Raw genomic sequence first — 19,329 nt, 5'->3', positions numbered from 1 at the left:
GCCCTAGCGGCCGACTGCGTACACGCCCCGCGCTTCGTCTCGGACCACGCGGCCCAGGTCGAGCTCGACGACGCGTCGGCGCATGGAGTCCACGATGTGGTGGTCGTGCGTGGCCATCAGCACCGTCGTGCCGGTGCGGTTGATCCGCTCGAGCAGCAGCATGATGTCGGCGCTGGTGTCCGGGTCCAGGTTGCCGGTGGGCTCGTCGGCGAGCAGCACCAGCGGACGGTTCACGAACGCCCGCGCGATCGCGACGCGCTGCTGCTCACCTCCGGACAGCTCGTTGGGTAGGCGGTCGGACTTGCCGGAGAGCCCCACCAGGTCGAGCACCTCGGGGACCGTCCGCTCGATGGTCGAACGCGACTTGCCGATCACCTCGAGCGCGAACGCGACGTTCTGCGACACCGTCTTGCTCGGCAGCAGGCGGAAGTCCTGGAACACGTACCCGACGCTCTGCCGCAGCTTCGGCACCTTGCGGCCCGACAGCTTGTTGACGTGGAAGTCCGCGACGTAGATGTCGCCGGAGGTGGGCGTCTCCTCCTTGAGCAACAGCTGCATGAACGTGCTCTTGCCGGATCCCGACGGCCCGATCAGGAACACGAACTCGCCCTTGTCGATCTCGACGTTCACCTTGTCCAGGGCGGGCCTGGTGGAGGCCTTGTAGAACTTGGAGACATCCTTGACGCTGATCACGGGAAGCCAGTCTAGCCGTTATCGAACGGTGACCTTGGGTAGCGACGCGCGGCGATCGACGACCGCGCTCAGCCCTGCGGTGTCGGGGCGGTGGTCGTCACCTCGTCGGATGTTCCCGACTCCGGTTCCTGCGACTGCTGCGGGACCTGGGGCTGCGTGGTGGTCGACTTCGTCGCCGACTCCGACGAGGGCGTGTTGCGGCCCTGGTTCGGTGTCGTGGTCGGGGTGCCGGACTGTTGCCCACTCCGACTCGTCTCCGACGAGGTGGACGACGACGTCGCCGGGTCCTCCGTCTCCGAGGTTCGGGTGGACGTCTCGGGTGAGGTCGATGCCCGTTCGGTCTCCCGCTGGGGAGCCGGCGCGGCCGGAGCCCCGTCGCTCACGGCGGGCGCCGGGTTGGACGTCGCGGTGTCGGCCGGGGGGTTGAGATCGGCGTTGAGCATCGCCAGACCCAGCCACAACAGACACAGCACGACAGTGGTGGTGCGCATCCGGCCGCCGAACACGCGACGCGGGATCCGCTTCCACAGCAGCGACATCTTCTCCTGGGGGCTCATTCGTCGTCACCTCCGCCCACGGGATCGGCTTCGAGTTCCGCCGCGACGGTGATTCCCGCCCGGCGCAGGGCCGTGACGACCCGAACGCGCAGCGCCCGACCCACCTGGAACTGCTTGCCCGGCAGGGTGCGGGCCACCATCCGGACACTGACCTGGTCGACCGCGAGGCTCTCTACACCCATCACGGACGGTGTGTCGAGCAGCAGCGGCCGCAGACTCTTGTCCTCGTACGCGTCCACACCGACGCGGTGCAGGATGTCGTTGACCCTGTTGATGTCGGCGCTGGCCGGGATGGGGACGTCCACGACCGCCCGTGCCCAGTCCTTCGACAGGTTCACGGCCTTGACGATCTGTCCGTTCGGAACCGTGATGACCTCGCCGTCCGCGTTCCGCATGCGGGTCACCCGCAGTGTCACGTCCTCGATCACACCTTCGGCGTCGGTGCCCGAACCGGTGATCGCGATCTGGACGGTGTCACCGAAGCCGTACTGCCTCTCGGTGATGATGAAGAACCCGGCGAGGATGTCCTGCACCACACGCTGCGCGCCGAAGCCGAGCGCGGCGCCCAGCACGGTGGCGGGTGCGACGAGGCTGCCGATTGGCAGCCCCAGCAGATTGAGCACCTTCATGGCGGTGATCACGTAGATGATCGTGATGACCACCCAGGTGATGACCTGTGCCACGGAGTGCCGGTGCTTGGTCGCCTCGGACCGCACCAGCGCATCGCCCTGCTGGTAGTTGTCGTCGATGCGCTGCGTGATCCGACCGCCCGCCCAGTTCACGAAGCGAGCGAGGATCACGGCACCGAGGACCGTCAGCGCAATGGGCAGTCCGGTGACTTTCAGCCAATCGAGGAGACGGTCGTACGGGGTGAACGTCAGGGCGAGGTGTGTGGTCTGCATTCGTCCTAGGCTTGGTTTTCGCTCATCCGCCAGCGGATGCCGGCCTCGATGAATCCGTCGATCTCACCGTCGAGGACGGCGGACGGGTTGTTGACTTCGTACTCGGTCCGCAGGTCCTTGACCATCTGGTACGGGTGCAGGACGTACGAACGCATCTGGTTGCCCCACGAGCTGCCGCCGTCGCCCTTGAGGGCGTCCATCTCGGCGCGCTCCTCCTGACGCTTGCGCTCGAGCAGCTTGGCCTGCAGAACCCGCATCGCGGACACCTTGTTCTGCAGCTGCGACTTCTCGTTCTGACAGGTGACGACGATGCCGGTGGGCACGTGCGTCAGTCGGACCGCCGAGTCGGTGGTGTTGACCGACTGGCCACCCGGACCGGAGGAGCGGTAGACGTCGACGCGGACGTCGTTCTCGTCGATGTCGATGTGGTCGGTGGTCTCCACCACGGGCAGCACCTCGACCTCGGCGAACGAGGTCTGGCGGCGGCCCTGGTTGTCGAACGGGCTGATCCGCACGAGACGGTGGGTGCCCATCTCGATCGACAGGGTGCCGTAGCTGTAGGGCGCCTTGACCGCGAAGGTGGCGCTCTTGATGCCGGCCTCTTCCGCGTAGGACGTGTCGTAGACCTCGACGCCGTAGCCGCGCTTCTCGGCCCAGCGGATGTACATGCGCATGAGCATCTCGGCCCAGTCCGCGGCATCGACGCCACCGGCGCCGGCGCGGATGTTGACGAGCGCGTCACGCTGGTCGTACTCGCCCGACAGCATCGTCTTGACTTCCATCGCCTCGATGTCCGTGCGCAGCTGCGCGCGCTCGGCGTGGGCGTCGGCGACCGCTTCGGGCCCCTCCTCCTCGGCGAGCTCGTAGAGCACCGCCATGTCGTCGAGGCGCGAGCGCAGTTCCTCCACGCGACGTAGTTCGGACTGCGCGTGCGAAAGCTGGCTGGTGACCTGCTGCGCGTGCTCCTGGTCGTTCCACAGCTCCGGATCGGACGCCTGGTGTTCGAGTTCGTCGATGCGGCGGCGCAGCTCCTCGACATCGAGAACCTTCTCGACCGTGGTCAGAGTGGTGTCGAGCTCGTTGAGGTCAGCGGAAACGTCAGGATGCACAGTTATCCAGGCTACCGGGTGAATCGCCGGGTCCGACGTTGCACCGGCCACACACCGGTCGGCGCCTCGCGATCGTCGTCGACCGAGGGCCTCTCCCCCGTGCAGTAGCGTCGGACGGGTGACCGACCTCGAACTCGCCCTGCGCCTCGCCGACGAAGCCGACACCATCACCCGCGCCCGCTTCGGCGCGCTGGATCTGCGAGTCGACTCCAAGCCCGACCTCACGCCGGTGTCCGACGCCGACCTCGCGGTCGAGCGCGCGCTGCGAGCCGTGCTTGCCCTCGAGCGTCCCGGCGACGACGTGCTCGGCGAGGAGTTCGGCGGCGATGCGAAGTTCGCGGGTCGGCAGTGGGTCATCGACCCGATCGACGGCACCAAGAACTTCGTCCGCGGCGTCCCGGTGTGGGCGAGCCTCATCGCGCTGCTCGAGGACGGCGTCCCCGTCGTCGGTGTCGTCAGCGCCCCCGCGCTCCGCCGCCGCTGGTGGGCGTCGGCCGGCGAGGGCGCGTGGGCGTCGTTCGACGGCGGCGATCCGCGCCGCCTGTCCGTGTCCGAGGTCGGCGACCTCGGGTCGTCGAGCCTGGCGTTCTCCTCGCTGTCCGGGTGGAAGGACCGCGGCATTCGCGACCAGTTCGTCGATCTCACCGACGACGTGTGGCGAATCCGCGGCTACGGCGACTTCTTCTCCTACTGTCTGCTCGCGGAGGGCACGCTCGAGATCGCCGCCGAACCCGAGGTGTCGCTGTGGGACCTGGCGCCGCTGGACCTGCTGGTCCGCGAGGCCGGTGGCCGCTTCACGAGCCTCGAGGGCTCCGACGGCCCGCACGGCGGAAGTGCGGTCGCCACCAACGGTCTGCTGCACGACGAGGTCCTCGCCCGCCTGCGCTGATTCGCAGAATCACCACCCCGCGTTTTGCGCACTTGTCGCTCGAATTCGGGGTCCGAAACCGCGATTAGTGCGCGAAACGCGAGCTCGAGAGGGATGGGAGTGACTGGAATGGACGCCGACGAGGTCGACTTCGCACACACCGATCAGGCGAGCCGCAAGCGTCGGGACAAGGCACTCGGCCTCGCGCGATTCGCTTGGGAACGCGGCATCACCGGCACCGAACTGCTCGACATGCCCGACGACCGTCTCCGCAAGCTCGCCCGGGCCGCCGGGGCCAACCCGCCCAGCACCCGCGAGACCTGGACGGTGGCCGCCCAGTTGATCGACGAGAAGGATCACTGGGCCGGCCAGCACCCCGACGACCCACGGGCGGCCCGCGACCACGCCGACGAGAAGATCATGTGGGTCAAGCCGCCGATCGTTCCGTGGAATTGACCGCGCACGGCCCGAGCGGGCGAGCCTCGAGAATCTCGTGCGCCCGCGCCCGGGCGGCGTTGTAGTCGAACCCGGTTGCGCCGCCGACACCGATGCCGCCGAGGGCGCACGAGCGGGCCGGTTCGGGCAGTCGGTCCAGCGCGGGAACGGCGTCGACGGACAGCCCCTGCAGGTAGGCGAGGTCGATTCTCCCGGTCTCGGTGTAGCGGTGGACGTTCCGCTCGGCGATGTAGCCGTCCGGGTTGAGCACCGCGAACCCGAGCAGACCGACCGCGGCCGACGCCAGCACCGCCCGGGGCAGCCACCGACCCGACATCCGGATCCCCGCGACGAGAAGCAGCACGAACACCGCGCCCAGCCACAGCTCGGCCGCCATGACGCCGAGGCGCAGGCGGGTGAATCCGAACTCGTTCTCGTACAACGCCATCCGATGCACTGCTGAGGCGACGACCACGAGGCTCAACGCGCACAGCGCACCCAGTAGGACGCGGCCGAGTGCGCGATCGCGGCGCGCGGTCCGATCGATCTTCCGCACGACGACGGCGATCACGAGCAGCGTGAGCACGGTGACCGCGGCCAGTTGCCAGAATCCCTGCCGCGCGTAGTGGGAGTACGTGAGACCGGCGGTGCCCTGGACGTGGTCGTCGCCGCCGAACAGCACCGGCACCTGCACCGCGACGAAGCCGGCGAACAGCAGATCGAGCAGCACGAGCGGCGCCGCCCACTCCCACGCGGCGATCGACCTGCCGGGCGCCGGGGCGAGGGCGTCGAATCGCGGTGTGCGCCTGCGCAGGTACGTCGCCGCCAGTGCCACGCCCGCGACGAGTAGTCCGAGCAGTACGCGTCCGCCAGGGTTCGTCACGCGCACGTCGGGCAGGAGGTCGTCGAACAATCGACCGAACTCCGGATCCGCGCTGACGAACAGCGCTCCGAACAGCGCCACCAATGCCGCGCTGAGCGCGGTCACCGCGGCGATCCTCCCGGGCTTGACGCGGCTTTCGGTCCCCCGCCGAGACCGACCGCGCTGCACCCAGCCGACCAGCCGCACCGGGGTGAACCAGAGCCCGAGAGCACCCAACATCATGCCGGTCCACGTCCAGCCACCCACCAGAGCCAACGATCCGACCACCCAGCTCGCCACCACGCACAGCGCGACGAGCCAGTCGGCACCGCGGATCGCGGCCACCGCCAGCAGCGCCAACGCGCCCGCCACCGCGACCAGTTGGGCCGGGGTGGGGCGCGGACGGACCGTCCCGAACGCCGTGGCCGCCACCGCAGCGCCGGTGAGCACATAGGCAACGCTCGCGGCCGGCGTCTGCACGGTCAGGGTCGCGACTGCCCCGGCCCCGAGCGCGGCGGCCATCGTCGCCCGGGGCGCCACCGATGTCCGGTCACGCCGCCAGACGTCGCGGTGCCAGTGCCACAGGTCGCCGTCGGGGACCGGGTGCGGCGGGGTCAGGGTCGGTGCGCTCATAGTGTCCTCCTCGTCCACGCCGGCCCCGCCAGGGCAGGCGTCATCGCGGGACGAGCGGAAGATGCTCGTCCCGAAGGGAATCGGTTCTCTTATGCCTGGGGCAATGCAACCCGGATGCAGCAGCCGGACGTCGTGTCGACCACCTCGATGCGCCCGTCGTGCAACTCCACCGCCCAGCGCGCGATCGCCAGGCCCAGCCCGGTGCCGCCGTCCTGGGCGCCGCCGCGGGCAAAGCGTTCGAAGACCCGGGAGCGGTCGGCGACGGCGATGCCCGGCCCGTCGTCGTGGATGTCCAGGAGTAGTTCGCCCGCATGAGGATCGGTGCGCACCCGAATCCGCACGGGTGAGTCCGGCGCCCCGTGACGCGCCGCGTTGTCGACCAGGTTGGTGATCACCTGGTGCAGGCGGGCGCTGTCGGCCACCGCCCGCAGGCCCGCGGGCGCCACGTCGACGTCGACCCGCAGAGGCCGGGCGGGGCTCGACGCCTGCCGCACCACGTCGTCGAGGAACGGTGCGATCTCGAACGTCTCACGGCGCAGCGGAACCGCGCCGCCCTCGAGCCTGGAGAGGTCCAGCAGGTCCGCGACCAGGCCGCCGAGACGTTCGGTCTGCGCCAGCGCCGACCGCATGGTCACCGGGTCGGGCTCCTCGACGCCGTCGACCACGTTCTCGAGCACCGCCTGCAGCGCCGCGATCGGGGTGCGCAACTCGTGCGAGACGTTGCCGATCAGTTCTCGGCGGTACCGGTCGTGGGCCTCGAGGTCCTCGGCCATCTGGTTGAACGCGGTCGCGAGCTGGCCGATCTCGTCGCGCGACGTCGACCGCACCCGGCGCGAATAGTCACCGGTGGCCATGGCTTTCGCGGCGGCGGTCATCTCGCGCAGCGGGGAGGTCATCCCGTGCGCGAGGATCTGCGTCACCACGAGTGCCGCGATCAGCGCGGCCAGCAGCGCGTACCGGAACTGCCACTGCGTGGTGATCCAGAACGTCAGCGACGCGAGCAGCAGCGACGCGCCGACCAGCAGTCCGGTCTTCGCCTTGAACGAACGCAGCGGGTCGAGCGGGCGGGGCCAGTTCATCGCGGCACCTCCAACGCGTACCCGACGCCGTGGACGGTCCGGATCACGTCGCCACCGAGCTTGCGGCGCAACGCCTTCACATGGCTGTCGACGGTACGACTGCTCGCCCCGTCGCCCCACCCCCACACCTGCTCGAGCAGGATCTCCCGGGCGATGGCGGCGCGGGGACGCGACGCCAGGTGAGCGAGCAGATCGAACTCGGTCCGCGTCAGGTGCACCTCGATGCCCGCGGAGCGGACCAGCCGGGCGCTGAGATCGATCGACACGTCGCCGAGCACCAGCACGTCGGAATCGGTCGTTCGGTCGGCGCGGCGCAGCAGCGCCGAGATCCGCGCGACCAGCACCCGCATGCTGAACGGCTTGCCCAGGTAGTCGTCGGCGCCCACCCCGAGCCCGATCACCAGGTCCGTCTCGTCGGCGCGGGCGGTCAGCATCAGCACCGGCACCGCGCGGGACGCCTGGATGCGCCGGCACACCTCGAGCCCGTCGAAGCCCGGCAGCATGACGTCGAGCACGACGAGGTCGGGGCCGAACGTCTCGCACTCGGTCACCGCGCTCGGGCCGTCGAACGCGGTCCGCACGGCGTAGCCCTCCGCACGCAACCGGGCGGCGATCGATTCGGAGATCGTGTGTTCGTCGTCGACGACGAGCACTCGGCGCTGGCTACCCGGTTCGCGATTGGTCACGGGTTCGACTGTATTTCGCGGTTGTGGGGATGCCCGGGAGGAGTTGTGAAGGTTGTGTGCAGATTTCTCCGACCTCGTTTTGCGCACTTGTCGCGACCCAAGGCCCCCCGAATCGCGCGACAAGTGCGTGAAACGCGGGAGGGGGATGTCCACATCGTGATGCTCGTCACTTTGCCGATTGACTCGACTTCGTTTCTTACTCCGGAGTAAGGTAAGGGCGTCCGAGACCGCACCCCCGAGAAATGGTCATCATGAGCAAGCAAGACGTTGTGAAGACGAACGGCGCCAAGCGTGAGCCCCGCGACACCTCGGCGGTCGGCCTGAACCCGGTCAAGCGGGACGCGATGGGCGCCGCCATGCGCGTGCTGACCCGGATCACCGGGTCCGACCTGGCCGAGAAGTACAACCTGCGCCAGGTCATCGACCGCGTCACCTACGAGGGCACCAAGACCGGCTTCAAGACCCTCGGTGCCGCGACCCGCACGTTCAACCGGGTCTCCGGAAACGGCGCCCCCAAGCGCCTGCCCGACGGCGCCCCCAAGAACGCCGGCTACTTCGACCTCACGCCGGACGACGAGCAGAAGATGATCGTCGAGACGGTCCGCGAGTTCTCGGCCGAGATCCTCCGTCCGGCCGCGTACGACGCCGACGAGGCCGCCGCCGCACCCGCCGACCTGCTGAAGCGTTCCGCCGAGCTCGGCATCACACTCATCAACATCCCCGAGGAATTCGAGGGTGTCGCGTCCGAGCGCGGCGCGGTCACGAACTCGCTGGTCGCCGAGGCCCTCGCGCACGGCGACATGGGTCTGGCGCTGCCGATCCTCGCGCCCAGCGGCGTGGCCGTCGCCCTCACCCAGTGGGGCACCGACTCGCAGCAGAAGACGTACCTGCCCGCGTTCGCCGGCGAGAACGTCCCCGCCGCGGCGGTCGTGGTGAGCGAGCCCCGCGCGCTGTTCGACCCGTTCGCGCTGCAGACCAAGGCCGTTCGCTCCCCCAGCGGTTACAAGCTCAACGGCGTCAAGAGCCTCGTCCCCGCCGCGGGCTCGGCCGAACTGTTCGTCGTCGCCGCCGAACTCGACGGCCGTCCGGCGTTCTTCATCGTCGAGTCCGACACCAAAGGGCTTGTCGTCGAGGCGGATCCGAGCATGGGTCTGCGCGCCGCCGGCCTCGGCCGTCTGGTCCTCACCGACGTCGCGGTGCCCGAGTCCGCAATCCTCGGCGACGGCGACGCCGACCAGCGTGCCCGCGAGTACGCCGACGCGGTCCGTCTCGCCCGCCTGGGTTGGGCGTCGCTCGCGGTCGGCACCAGCCAGGCCGTGCTCGACTACGTGATCCCCTACGCCAACGAGCGGGAGGCGTTCGGCGAGCCGATCAGCCACCGTCAGGCGGTGGCGTTCATGATCGCGAACATCGCGATCGAACTCGACAGCATGCGTCTGGTGACGCTGCGGGGCGCATCTCGCGCGGAGCAGGGCCTGTCGTTCGCGCGTGAGGCCGCGCTGGCCCGAAAGCTCGCCTCGGACAAGGGCATGCAGATCGGTCTGGACGGCGTCCAACTGCTCGGCGGCCACGGCTTCACCAAGGAGCACCCGGTGGAGCGCTGGTACCGCGACCTGCGAGCCATCGGCGTGGCCGAGGGCATCGTCCTCATCTGACGCCGACCCGACTCGTTTACAGGAGACCTTTCGATGATCAATCTCGAACTTCCCAAGAAGCTGAGGGCCTCGGCGAACCAGGCACATCAGGTCGCGGCGCAGATCCTCCGTCCCGTGTCCCGCAAGTACGACCTCGCCGAGCACGAGTACCCCAAGGAACTCGACACCATGGCGGCCATGGTCGAGGGCCTCAACGACTCCGGTCAGGGCGCGTCCGGCGCCGCGCTCGGCCGCGGCGACGAGCAGCCCAAGGCCGTGGGCAACACCAACGGCGGCAACATGGCGTCGCTGATGAACGTGATCGAAACCTGTTGGGGCGACGTGGGCCTGACCCTGTCGATCCCCTACCAGGGCCTCGGCAACTCGGCGATCGCCGCGGTCGCCACCGACGAGCAGCTCGAGCGCTTCGGCAAGGTGTGGGCGTCGATGGCCATCACCGAGCCCAGCTTCGGCTCCGACTCGGCGGCCGTCACCACCACCGCCGTGCTCGACGGCGACGAGTGGGTCCTCAACGGCGAGAAGATCTTCGTCACCGCCGGTGAGCGCTCGACGCACGTCGTGGTGTGGGCCACGGTCGACAAGACGAAGGGCCGCGCCGCGATCAAGTCGTTCGTCGTCCCGCGGGAGGCGCCGGGCCTGAGCGTGGCCCGCCTCGAGCACAAGCTCGGCATCAAAGCGTCGGATACCGCCGTACTGCTGCTCCAGGACTGCCGCATCCCCAAGGACAACCTCCTGGGCGATCCGGAAGTGAACGTCGAGAAGGGTTTCGCGGGCGTCATGCAGACGTTCGACAACACCCGTCCCATCGTCGCGGGCATGGCCATCGGCCTGGGCCGGGCCGCGCTCGAGGAGCTGCGCGGCATCCTGGAGGAGGCCGGCGTCGAGATCTCGTACGACACCCCGGCCTACAACCAGCACGCCGCGGCCGCCGAGTTCCTCGCGCTCGAGGCGGACTGGGAGGCGTCGTACCTGCTGGCGCTGCGCGCGGCATGGATGGCCGACAACAAGAAGCCGAATTCGCTCGAGGCGTCGATGTCGAAGGCCAAGGCCGGACGCACCGGAACCGCGGTGTCGCTCAAGGCCGTCGAGCTCGCCGGCACCTACGGCTACTCGCAGCGTCCGCTGCTGGAGAAGTGGGCCCGGGACAGCAAGATTCTCGACATCTTCGAGGGCACCCAGCAGATCCAGCAGCTCATCATCGCCCGGCGCCTGCTGGGCAAGAGCTCGGCCGAGCTGAAGTAGTAGGTCCGGGAACACTTTCCGGCCACCCGTGCCCGTCGAGTCGAACTCGGCGGGCACGGCGGCGTCCGATTGCGAACCCGTCCCGCAGCAGCGCCGCGTCGACCGCCGAGGGGTCCACTTTCACTCGCCCGGCCGCAGGTGCGTGTACACCTCCGAAGTGGCTTCCGCCGATTCGTGGTCGAGTCGCTCCTGGACAGTTTCGGTGACGCGTCGGCATTCGGCGAACGGTACTTCATGGCCGCGAGGTGCTCACGCTTACTCTCATGATCATCGCCGGCGCGGCGACAGGGCTTCGGGCCGGCGAACGGATGCCCTCGCCGAGAAATCGCGGCAGCACCGAGTTCGAGTTCGACGGAGTCTCTCTGGCTATTCTTCGGTCACCTAGCTTTCCCCAGGGCGACTAGCGTCCATTGGCGCAATGCTGCGTCCATCCTGTGGTTCCGTCGGTGAACATTGTTGTGCCAGTTTGGTACGACGGATCGGTCATGCAGTAGTCGATGGTCTTGCCAATCAACGGGGCCGGGCTTCCGTTAGGAGCGCCAGTGAACCCGACCGGGTCAGGAGACGGTGCCGGCAAGGCCGTCTCGACGACTTGCGATGCGGATGACGGCGCACCTGCGGAGGTTAACGGCACTGGAGTCGGCACTGCGTCGGCTGTTGATGTGGTTTCCGGAATCTCCCACTCGAATCCATACCCCTGCTTGGTCAGCGTGACTGTGGTCGACCCCTTTGGCGCGACGAACGGAACGCTTGCGCGCTGCTTCACTCCCGGCTCAAGCTCCCGGTAGAGGAGGTTGGCGTCGACATCACACTCGATAGCCACATCCGGGCCAGAGACCCGGAAGCCGTCCGACCCGGTGATGCTCCAGTTGTCTGGAAACAGAAGGAACGGAGAGATCTCTGGCCTTTTGAAGGCGTCTGCCGTGTCGACCTCGAGGTCGACACGCACGACCTCCTCATTGTCCTGAACGCCGTATTGGCCCGCATTCCGCGGACACTGCTCACCCCTAGTGATCGCGTTGACGCGAAACTGGATGTCGCAGCCCTTAGTCTCGCCACTTGAGTCGCACCCCCACCAAGCCGCCTCGCCGATGCCCTTCTTCAGGACGGGGGGCGCCGCTGTCGTCGGCGCTGTCGACGTTGAACTGGAGGCCGTCTGCAGGGTTTCGGTGTCGCCCGCCGGGCTTGAACACGCTGTAAGCGCCAGCGCGGCCGCAGATAGCGCGGCTGCCACCGGAACTTTGACGCGACGCGAACGGGTAATCATTGAACACTCCTGAAAGATCCCCACCCCGATGCCCGACGGGAGGTCTGTTGGCAAACGAACTTCGCATAGTAGACAACCGGTCGGTATTCCGGGGTGCTTACCCGCCGACCGCCGCCGGCGCGGGTGTCGCGTAGGCCGCTTTGAGTGACGCCGCGCACGAACCCCACCGCAGATTGCGGCTGGTTCCCCTCCCGATACGAGGCCGCAAGCTGAGTCACAAGGTCCCGAACCCCGCCGGCCATTTCCGCTCAGCCGGCGCCGAGACACACTCAGCGCCGGGCATAGTCCTGTAGGCACGACACCGTCTCGACCTATTCCCCTTCACTCCCGAAGATCCACGCGAGGTACTCGGTGGCCCCGGCCTCGCGCAGGCCGTCGAGCCGATCGAGAACGTCACTGCGCGAACCGATCAGCGCGACGTCGGCAGGATCGGCGGCGCCCTCCCGATCGAGCATCGCGCGGTACGAAGGGGTGTTGCTGTACGCCGCGAACTCCTCGCGGCACCGCCGGCGCGCCGCATCGACGTCGGGCGTCACACAAGTCGGCAATCCGACCACGATTCGCGGCGCGGGCCGCCCGGCCGCCGCGGCCGCGACCCTGATCGTCGGAACGACGTGCTCGGCCACGGTCCGCACACCGGTCATGAGGGTCACGGTGCCGTCGGCGTGTTCACCGGCCAGGCGCAGCATCGCGGGGCCCAGTGCAGCCAGCAACACCGGCGGCGACGGGGTGCCGAATGTGTCCAGGGGTCGCGGCAATTCGGCCCGTAGTCGTACGCCGTCCACGTGCGTCTCCCCGCCGTTCAGGGTCGGCACGAGTGCCGCGAGATAGTCGCGAGCCCACTGCACCGGACGCTCGAAGCTCAGCCCCCAGACGTCCTCGACGATGAACCGGTGCGAGACCCCGATGCCGAGCTGCAGGCGTCCACCGACGGCCGCCTGCGTGGTGAGCGCGGATGCGGCCAGCAACAGTGGGTGTGTCGGGTGAGTCGGCAGCACCGCAGTGCCCAGACGGATCGATGACGTCCGCTCCCCCGCCAGTGCGAGCACCGTCAACGCATCCCAACCGAAGATCTGCGGCACCCACGCGGCGGCAAATCCGTCGGCCTCGACCTGCGATACCCGCGCGACCACCTCGCCCAGCCGCGCCGATGGCCACACCATCCGACCGATCTCCATCACCGATCACTCCTTCAGACGACGCCGGAGGCAGTCTCCCAGCCCTGCCGCGCCATCGAGCGAAATCGAGTCACGAAGTCCAGAAACGCCGTCGACGTGGCAGAGCTTGAGACGCCGAAGCGCCTCCCGCGCATGGGTCGCGGGAGGCGCTTCGCATCGAGAGCTGAGGAGGTGTCTCTGCCCTCGGGTCCGTGGGTCGACGCGTGCTCACCGAGCAGAACACCCGAGTACGCCGACAATGTGGCACTGATCGAACTGCATGCGACGGTACACCCGACCAAACCGACCGGCCACCCTTTCGGGGAAAAGAGCCCAAACCAATCAATCTGCACTGCAGTACATTTGCCCTGCGTCTACAGACGCGAAGAAGAGCGCCCGCCGCAGATGCGACGGGCGCCCTCTCGAGTGTTCGGCGACTCAGCGCTGCATGAGGTTCGACCGCCCGGCTACCACCGGGATCCACAGCGCCGCTAAGAAGGCCATCGCCGCCCACTCGACGAGCAGGCCGTAGCCGAGGCTGCCCGTCTCGGCGCTGCGGACGCTGTGCTGCGACCAGTACGTCAGCAGTCCGAGCGCGGTGCCGACGGTGACCCCGGCCATCGCGACCCACGCGAACACCCAGCGCCGCGTCCACGCCGCGAGCGCTGACACCCCGATCCCGAACACCACCACGAACCACGTGAACAGCCGGGCCAGGGCAGCGACCTCGTCGTGCCCGCCGGCCAGGACCTGCCACGCGCGCAGCCCGTCGACCTGCGGAGCCGCGAGCGCGATCAGCAGGATCAGCACGGTCGCCGCGATGAACGGGCCCCGCCCGCGCGGGTCGACTTCACGCGCCACCTTGGCCTCGATCGACGCGAGTTCGCGTCGCAGCAGCGACAGGTCGTCACTCATTCGTTCGTGCCGCTCGATGCTCGTCTGCGCTGAAACACACCGACGACCATATCGACGGCAACGAACCCGAGCAGCGTCAGCCCCAGCAGCGGCACGAACCATCCGACCAGTACGGAACCGATCACAATCGCGCCGATCACGGCGGGATGCAGGCCCCGCAGTGCGCCGCGGGCCGGCGGCCGACCCCAGCGCTGCGTGCCGCGCGTGGGACGTCGCAGCCACCACATCCGGTAGCCGAGGACGATCACCGCGACCAGTGCGATCGCCAACGCCAGCAGAACGATCTGGTTCGACAACCCGAACAGGATGCCCATGTGCAGCGCGATGCCCCACGTGGTGAGCTTCGCCGCGAGCGGCCAGTCGGCGAACCGCGATTCGTCGGTGATCTGCCCGGTCGCGCCGTCCACCGCAACCGCATCCGTCGAGAACTGCCACGGCTGACGGGTCTGGGTCACCACGAAGGCAGTCTCGGGCGTCGCCGGGATCGACGCCTCCACCTCACCGGTCACGCCGGCGTTCGCGGCGACCGCGAGGACGTCGTCGATGCGTCCGACGTTGCCGTCCAGCACATCTGTGCCGGCCGGAGCAGAAGCATGCCCGCCGTGGCCCTCGTGCCCACCGGACGGAGCGGCGTCGGTGCCGGACAGCGTCTTCGCCACCGACGGCGTCGTCCAGCCCAGCGACGTCCGCAGGTCGGTGACGTTCTCGCCCGCGTACTTCGACCAGGTCAGGCCCGTCGCGGACAGGAACACGAGACCGATTGCGATCCACAGCCCGACGGCGCCGTGCCATCCGAGCGCCCGGTTGCGCCCGCGTGCACCCCGCTTGACGGTCCACAACCGGGGTGCGGCGGCCGCGCTGCGGACTCGGGCCGTTCGGTAACGACGCACCCACAGGTAGACGCCACCGAGCGCGATCACCCACAGCCACGACGCCGCGAGTTCGCTGTAGAGCCGGCCGGGTTCACCGAGGTGAAGATGCCGGTGCAGCTGGGAGATCCACGTCCGCAGCGGCAGCGCGCTGCTGCTTCCGTAGACGACGAGTTCGCCGACCGGCCGCGCTGTCACAGGGTCGACGAACACCGACAGCCGCTCGGATTCACCGAGTGTCGGGTCGGTGAACAGCACCCGCGTGGTCTGCCCCTCCCCCGACGACGGCCGTACCGCCGACACGGTCAGGTCGGGGCGCTCGGCCTGCGCGGCCGCGACCTGCTCGCTCACCGGTGCGGCGGGCCCGGTCGACTCGACGTGCAGGTAGTCGCGGTAGACGAACTGCTCGAGGGTGGGTGCTATCGCGTACAGACCACCGCTGATCGCCGCGATGACAAGGAACGGCGCGACGAAGATGCCGGCGTAGAAGTGCAACCGCAGCACCAGTTTGCGGAGTGCGCCGGGCGGAGACGAATCATTTGACTCCGGGCGGGATTTCGGATCGTTCGGAACGTGCGCAGGGGTGGTCCCCACGCCTTCGGAAGCATGCATGACACAGGCTCTTTCCTGAAGTCTCGGATCGGCGCGCGAAACGAACGCGCGCCGCAAGGAATCCGCCGACGGGCCCCGGAACACGGGTCGTGTGGGGACATCGGCGGTGAAGACGACGGCAGATGCCGGGCACGCGAGCGCGTGACCGGTCGGCTACCGGGAAAGAGCGGGCGGGCCGCGGGTTCCGCCCGCGACGAGGGCGACGCGAGCGCCGGTCGGGTCGAGGCGACGGACGACCGTGGGTGTCCACCGGCGAATGTGGGGGACGGGGGGCGCGGACAGCACCGCGACGACGACCCGGAGCACCGATCCGAGGAGGCTCAGCAGCGACCGCTCGGCCGCCCGGATCAAGACGGCGCCGACGATGGTCGCCGCGGCGTGCGCACCCAGCATCTGCGGGGTGAGCTGCAGTCCGTGTGCGTGCTCGGACGCCAATGTGAGGGTGAAGTGGCCGATTCCCTGCCCCGCTGCCAGCATCAGCGCGAGAAGTACCAGCGGGCCACGCCGGGAGCGCAGCGACGCGACCGCGGCGCCGACGACGGCACTCGCCGCGACCAGCAGCACGATCGCCTCGTCTCCGGGGAACGCGGAGCCTCCGCCCAGTCCGTGTGCCGCGATACTGAGCGCCCCGGACAGCGCGCCGACGACCGTGCCGCGCAGTTGCGCGGCGGCGTCGGGTCCGGATTCCACTCCGCGAGACTAACTGCCGGCGTCCGACTCGCCCGCGGCCGCCGACTGTCGGACCAGGACGAATTGCCCCACTGTGACGCACATCACCGCTAGTCTGGGGCTGCCGACGTCACCGATGGGAGCAACCATGCAGGACGTTCTGACGAAGATCACCGACACACTCAGCGCGGTGCGCGTGATGCAGCGTTCCGGGCTCATCCCCTTCCCCCGTGTGGACGAGGGGGTTCGCGTGCTGCTCGCCGTCGACAAGTACGGCCCGTTCGCGGGTTCGGTGCACGCCCATGCCGCGGCCGGACACGGACGGATCGCACTGATCGACGAGCGCGGCGCACTCACCTACCGCGAGCTCGAGGCACAGTCCAACGCGCTGGCACGCGCCTGGAAGACCGAGGGCATCGGTGTCGGCACCTGCGTCGGCGCGATGTGCCGCAACCACCGCGGCCTGATCCTCACGATGCTCGCCGCAGCCAAGAGCGGAGTTCGCCTGGTGCTGATGAACACCGGATTCGCGCGGCCGCAACTGGTCGACGTCGCGGTGCGGGAGAAGGTGGAGTTCTTCGTTTTCGACAGCGAGTTCGCCGACATCGCCGATGCCCTCCCGTCCGACGTCGCCACGTACCTGTCGTGGGTCGACGAGCCGGTGCGCACTCCCCCGGCCGAGACACCGCCGCGCACCCTCGACGACCTCATCGCCGGACAGTCCACCGACACCGTGCCCGCCCCCGAACAGCCCGGCGTCTTCATCCTGCTCACGAGCGGCACCACCGGCACCCCCAAAGGCGCGCCCCGGGGGCACACCTCCCCGTTCGTCACCGCACAGTTCCTCGACCGGATTCCCTTGCGTCCCAAGCAGACCATGCTGATGGCCGCTCCCGCGTTCCACGGCACCGGCATCTCCCAACTCGGCCTGGGCATGGCGCTCGAGAACACCGTCGTGATGCAGCGTCGGTTCGACCCGGAGACCACGGTGCGCCTGATCGCCGAGCACCGCGCCGACACCCTCGTGCTGGTGCCGACGATGCTGCAGAGAATCATCGATCTCGGCCCCGACGTGCTCGGCAAGTACGACACGTCGTCACTGAAGGTCATCTTCGCGGCCGGATCGGCCATACCCCCGGACCTGTGCATCCGCACCCAGGAGGCATTCGGCAAGGTGCTGCACAACTTCTACGGCTCCACCGAGGTCGCCGCGGTCACCGTTGCCACCCCGGACGACCTCGAACGCGCACCCGGCACCGCGGGACGACCGCCTGCCACGTGCCACATCGCCCTGTTCGACGACGCCGGCAAGCGGATCACCGAACCCGACGTCGTCGGGCGCATCTTCGCCAAGTCCGGACTGAGCTTCGAGGGTTACACCGACGGACGCGACAAGGAACGCATCGACGGCATGCTCTCGACCGGCGACGTCGGCCACTTCGATCACGACGGACTGCTGTTCGTCGACGGACGCGACGACGACATGATCGTCTCGGGTGGGGAGAACGTCTACCCACTCGAGGTCGAGAACCTCATCGCCGAGCGGCCGGACGTCCTGGAGGTCGCAGTGATCGGCGTGCAGGACGACGAGTTCGGCCACCGCCTGCGCGCCTTCGTCGTCGCGGCGTCCACGTCCACGCGCGATCCCGACGAGATCCGTGCCCACGTGAAGTCGAATCTCGCCCGATACAAGGTGCCGCGCGACGTCGTCTTCATCGAGGAACTGCCCCGCAACGCCACCGGCAAGTTGCTGCGTCGGGTGCTCTCGGAAATGGACGTCGAGTCGTCCTGAGCGGCCCCGGCGCACACACATCGCCCCGGCGCACTGAACCCGATCGGAATCGGCACAGACAGCACGATCGACCACCCACGGCAAGTTCCCGTGCGAGGACGCTGCCTGCACGAGCACAAAAGGAAGAACCCCCGCCCTGATCCAGGACGGGGGTTCTTCATTGGTAGCGGGGACAGGATTTGAACCTGCGACCTCTGGGTTATGAGCCCAGCGAGCTACCGAGCTGCTCCACCCCGCGATGCATGAACGAAGTTACACGAGCGGCGGAACGGAAGGCAAATCGCCTGCAGCGAGCCGGTCGCGTCCGCCGAAGCCGCCACCGAAGCTCGTTGCAGGGTGACTCGGATCACGAAAAATCGGTAATCCATCTCACATAACACGCATGTAACGGCCAGGGCTCGAAAAGGCAACGCGCCGCTCGGACCTGCATGAATGCGGCCGGGTAGCACTTCCGAACGGGTCGACCGGACTGTTTCGTCGACATGACTTTCCGGCGGGCGTCGTCGTACGTTCGTTACCAGCTCGTGATGTTCGAGTGCAGGACCGACCCGCCGCTGCCAGCTCTGCCCCCGCGGGATTCGGACGAACACAAACCCTTCGAGGGGCAGGGACGCGACACCACGAACGGTGTGCCCGGGAGGACGAACCCGTCTCCCGCCGGCCCAGTCGCGTCGGCGCAGGAGAGGAACTACCCGCATGACCAACACCAGCTTCACCAAGCGCGCCCTCGGCTGGGCCGCCGTCACCGGCGCCCTCGTCGCAGTCCCGTTCGCCGCAGGCACCGCCACCGCAAGCGCCGCCACCCACAACTGGGACGGCGTCGCGCAGTGCGAGAGCGGCGGCAACTGGGGCATCAACACCGGCAACGGCTACTACGGTGGCCTGCAGTTCTCGCAGAGCACCTGGACCGCCAACGGGGGCACCGGCTCCCCGCACACCGCGTCCAAGGAGGAGCAGATCCGCGTCGCCGAGAACACCCTCGCCTCGCAGGGTCCGGGCGCCTGGCCCACGTGCGGCCAGTACCTGACCACGGCCGAGCCGGCCCCGATCGCCGAACCCGCGCCTGCCCCTGCCGAGGCCCCCGCACCGGCGCCGATGCAGGCCCCGTCCGCTGCCGACCTCGTCGACCAGGCCGTCCGGCTTGCCGGCGACGCGGCCTCCCAGCACGGCTACGGCGACCAGTTCCAGCAGCTGCTCGACACCCACGGTGGCGCCGTCACCGACGTGAAGGCCGCGCTCACCCGCTGAGCCCACACAGCTGAAGGGACCCTTCGTACGCTCGGAGCGTACGAAGGGTCCCTTCAGCTGTTTACCGGACTCGGAACCT

At 68.7% G+C, this 19,329-nt stretch carries 18 protein-coding genes and 1 tRNA gene; 6 read left to right on the top strand and 13 right to left on the bottom strand.

All coding sequences use genetic code 11. The features are described from left to right. Positions 1-3 precede the first annotated feature (3 nt). The 4 genes from ftsE to prfB form a co-directional block, all read right to left on the bottom strand. Positions 4-693 carry a cell division ATP-binding protein FtsE gene (gene ftsE / locus PSS76_RS08330; RefSeq protein ID WP_337110125.1) on the bottom strand — a complete coding sequence of 230 codons (690 nt, stop codon included), beginning with the start codon at positions 691-693 and terminating at the stop codon, positions 4-6. 68 nt (positions 694-761) lie between these two features. Beyond that, on the bottom strand, positions 762-1,250 hold the full coding sequence (locus PSS76_RS08325; protein WP_013416681.1) for an Rv3103c transmembrane domain-containing protein: 489 nt from the start codon (positions 1,248-1,250) through the stop codon (positions 762-764). Next, on the bottom strand, positions 1,247-2,152 hold the full coding sequence (locus tag PSS76_RS08320; RefSeq protein ID WP_005518867.1) for a mechanosensitive ion channel family protein: 906 nt from the start codon (positions 2,150-2,152) through the stop codon (positions 1,247-1,249). Before PSS76_RS08320 ends, PSS76_RS08325 begins: the two co-directional genes overlap by 4 nt. Before the next feature lie 5 nt (positions 2,153-2,157). Then, the gene (gene prfB, locus PSS76_RS08315; RefSeq protein WP_005518866.1) at positions 2,158-3,261 is read right to left on the bottom strand and encodes a peptide chain release factor 2; all 1,104 of its coding nucleotides are present in this window, start codon (positions 3,259-3,261) and stop codon (positions 2,158-2,160) included. Positions 3,262-3,379: 118 nt separating this feature from the next. On the opposite strand from prfB, the gene hisN reads away from it, so the two are divergent. Together hisN and PSS76_RS08305 are read left to right on the top strand one after the other, a co-directional pair. Beyond that, on the top strand, positions 3,380-4,150 hold the full coding sequence (gene hisN / locus PSS76_RS08310; RefSeq protein WP_013416682.1) for a histidinol-phosphatase: 771 nt from the start codon (positions 3,380-3,382) through the stop codon (positions 4,148-4,150). Between the two features lie 108 nt (positions 4,151-4,258). Next, a complete protein-coding gene (locus PSS76_RS08305; protein ID WP_005518864.1) occupies positions 4,259-4,585 on the top strand; it encodes a hypothetical protein in 327 nt (108 codons plus the stop codon). On the opposite strand, the gene PSS76_RS08300 is transcribed toward PSS76_RS08305, so the two are convergent. From PSS76_RS08300 to PSS76_RS08290, 3 genes are all read right to left on the bottom strand, one after another. Continuing rightward, positions 4,557-6,059: a DUF4153 domain-containing protein gene (locus tag PSS76_RS08300; protein ID WP_064059312.1), complete on the bottom strand. Its 1,503-nt coding sequence runs from the start codon at positions 6,057-6,059 to the stop codon at positions 4,557-4,559. The two genes, PSS76_RS08305 and PSS76_RS08300, sit on opposite strands and share 29 nt — an antisense overlap. A gap of 89 nt (positions 6,060-6,148) precedes the next feature. Beyond that, a complete protein-coding gene (locus tag PSS76_RS08295) occupies positions 6,149-7,138 on the bottom strand; it encodes a HAMP domain-containing sensor histidine kinase (RefSeq protein ID WP_013416684.1) in 990 nt (329 codons plus the stop codon). After that, entirely contained in the window at positions 7,135-7,791 is a 657-nt protein-coding gene (locus PSS76_RS08290; protein ID WP_013416685.1) for a response regulator, read from the bottom strand. The genes PSS76_RS08295 and PSS76_RS08290 overlap by 4 nt, the downstream gene beginning before the upstream one ends. 275 nt (positions 7,792-8,066) lie before the next feature. Between PSS76_RS08290 and PSS76_RS08285 the strand changes: the two genes are divergently transcribed. Together PSS76_RS08285 and PSS76_RS08280 are read left to right on the top strand one after the other, a co-directional pair. After that, positions 8,067-9,479, top strand: a complete 1,413-nt coding sequence (locus PSS76_RS08285; protein ID WP_005518857.1) for an acyl-CoA dehydrogenase family protein — start codon at positions 8,067-8,069, stop codon at positions 9,477-9,479. Between the two features lie 33 nt (positions 9,480-9,512). After that, positions 9,513-10,721, top strand: a complete 1,209-nt coding sequence (locus PSS76_RS08280; protein WP_005518855.1) for an acyl-CoA dehydrogenase family protein — start codon at positions 9,513-9,515, stop codon at positions 10,719-10,721. A 400-nt stretch (positions 10,722-11,121) separates the two neighbouring features. On the opposite strand, the gene PSS76_RS08275 is transcribed toward PSS76_RS08280, so the two are convergent. From PSS76_RS08275 to PSS76_RS08255, 5 genes are all read right to left on the bottom strand, one after another. Then, positions 11,122-11,988, bottom strand: a complete 867-nt coding sequence (locus PSS76_RS08275; protein WP_175271496.1) for a hypothetical protein — start codon at positions 11,986-11,988, stop codon at positions 11,122-11,124. 311 nt (positions 11,989-12,299) lie between these two features. Further along, complete coding sequence (locus PSS76_RS08270) at positions 12,300-13,166, bottom strand: TIGR03564 family F420-dependent LLM class oxidoreductase (protein WP_337456149.1); 867 nt, start codon at positions 13,164-13,166, stop codon at positions 12,300-12,302. A 417-nt stretch (positions 13,167-13,583) separates the two neighbouring features. Beyond that, complete coding sequence (locus PSS76_RS08265; RefSeq protein ID WP_005518848.1) at positions 13,584-14,060, bottom strand: Rv2732c family membrane protein; 477 nt, start codon at positions 14,058-14,060, stop codon at positions 13,584-13,586. Next, positions 14,057-15,541, bottom strand: a complete 1,485-nt coding sequence (locus tag PSS76_RS08260) for a PepSY-associated TM helix domain-containing protein (RefSeq protein ID WP_022597053.1) — start codon at positions 15,539-15,541, stop codon at positions 14,057-14,059. The genes PSS76_RS08265 and PSS76_RS08260 overlap by 4 nt, the downstream gene beginning before the upstream one ends. 153 nt (positions 15,542-15,694) lie before the next feature. Next, positions 15,695-16,231, bottom strand: a complete 537-nt coding sequence (locus PSS76_RS08255; RefSeq protein ID WP_013416688.1) for a hypothetical protein — start codon at positions 16,229-16,231, stop codon at positions 15,695-15,697. 127 nt (positions 16,232-16,358) lie between these two features. On the opposite strand from PSS76_RS08255, the gene PSS76_RS08250 reads away from it, so the two are divergent. Next, a complete protein-coding gene (locus PSS76_RS08250; RefSeq protein ID WP_081120597.1) occupies positions 16,359-18,002 on the top strand; it encodes an acyl-CoA synthetase in 1,644 nt (547 codons plus the stop codon). A gap of 161 nt (positions 18,003-18,163) precedes the next feature. Here the strand turns inward: PSS76_RS08250 and PSS76_RS08245 are convergent. Next, positions 18,164-18,240: transfer RNA gene (locus PSS76_RS08245), tRNA-Met, on the bottom strand. Positions 18,241-18,698: 458 nt separating this feature from the next. Between PSS76_RS08245 and PSS76_RS08240 the strand changes: the two genes are divergently transcribed. Then, entirely contained in the window at positions 18,699-19,250 is a 552-nt protein-coding gene (locus PSS76_RS08240) for a transglycosylase family protein (RefSeq protein WP_022597055.1), read from the top strand. The last annotated feature ends 79 nt before the right edge of the window (positions 19,251-19,329 follow it).

It is taken from the genome of Prescottella sp. D32, assembly GCF_037287305.1.
In the GTDB taxonomy this organism is placed as follows: domain Bacteria; phylum Actinomycetota; class Actinomycetes; order Mycobacteriales; family Mycobacteriaceae; genus Prescottella; species Prescottella equi.
Note: the sequence above shows the minus strand (reverse complement) of the source record. Positions and strands in the feature narration are given on the sequence as shown.

Coding starts and splice junctions, on each gene's coding strand:
- PSS76_RS08295 (WP_013416684.1), bottom strand. CDS start 7,138: ATGAACTGGCCCCGCCCGCTCGACCCGCTGCGTTCGTTCAAGGCGAAG.
- PSS76_RS08260 (WP_022597053.1), bottom strand. CDS start 15,541: ATGCATGCTTCCGAAGGCGTGGGGACCACCCCTGCGCACGTTCCGAAC.
- PSS76_RS08270 (WP_337456149.1), bottom strand. CDS start 13,166: ATGGAGATCGGTCGGATGGTGTGGCCATCGGCGCGGCTGGGCGAGGTG.
- PSS76_RS08320 (WP_005518867.1), bottom strand. CDS start 2,152: ATGCAGACCACACACCTCGCCCTGACGTTCACCCCGTACGACCGTCTC.
- PSS76_RS08250 (WP_081120597.1), top strand. CDS start 16,359: ATGCAGGACGTTCTGACGAAGATCACCGACACACTCAGCGCGGTGCGC.
- PSS76_RS08275 (WP_175271496.1), bottom strand. CDS start 11,988: ATGATTACCCGTTCGCGTCGCGTCAAAGTTCCGGTGGCAGCCGCGCTA.
- PSS76_RS08300 (WP_064059312.1), bottom strand. CDS start 6,059: ATGAGCGCACCGACCCTGACCCCGCCGCACCCGGTCCCCGACGGCGAC.
- PSS76_RS08325 (WP_013416681.1), bottom strand. CDS start 1,250: ATGAGCCCCCAGGAGAAGATGTCGCTGCTGTGGAAGCGGATCCCGCGT.
- PSS76_RS08305 (WP_005518864.1), top strand. CDS start 4,259: ATGGACGCCGACGAGGTCGACTTCGCACACACCGATCAGGCGAGCCGC.
- PSS76_RS08240 (WP_022597055.1), top strand. CDS start 18,699: ATGACCAACACCAGCTTCACCAAGCGCGCCCTCGGCTGGGCCGCCGTC.
- PSS76_RS08285 (WP_005518857.1), top strand. CDS start 8,067: ATGGTCATCATGAGCAAGCAAGACGTTGTGAAGACGAACGGCGCCAAG.
- PSS76_RS08265 (WP_005518848.1), bottom strand. CDS start 14,060: ATGAGTGACGACCTGTCGCTGCTGCGACGCGAACTCGCGTCGATCGAG.
- PSS76_RS08280 (WP_005518855.1), top strand. CDS start 9,513: ATGATCAATCTCGAACTTCCCAAGAAGCTGAGGGCCTCGGCGAACCAG.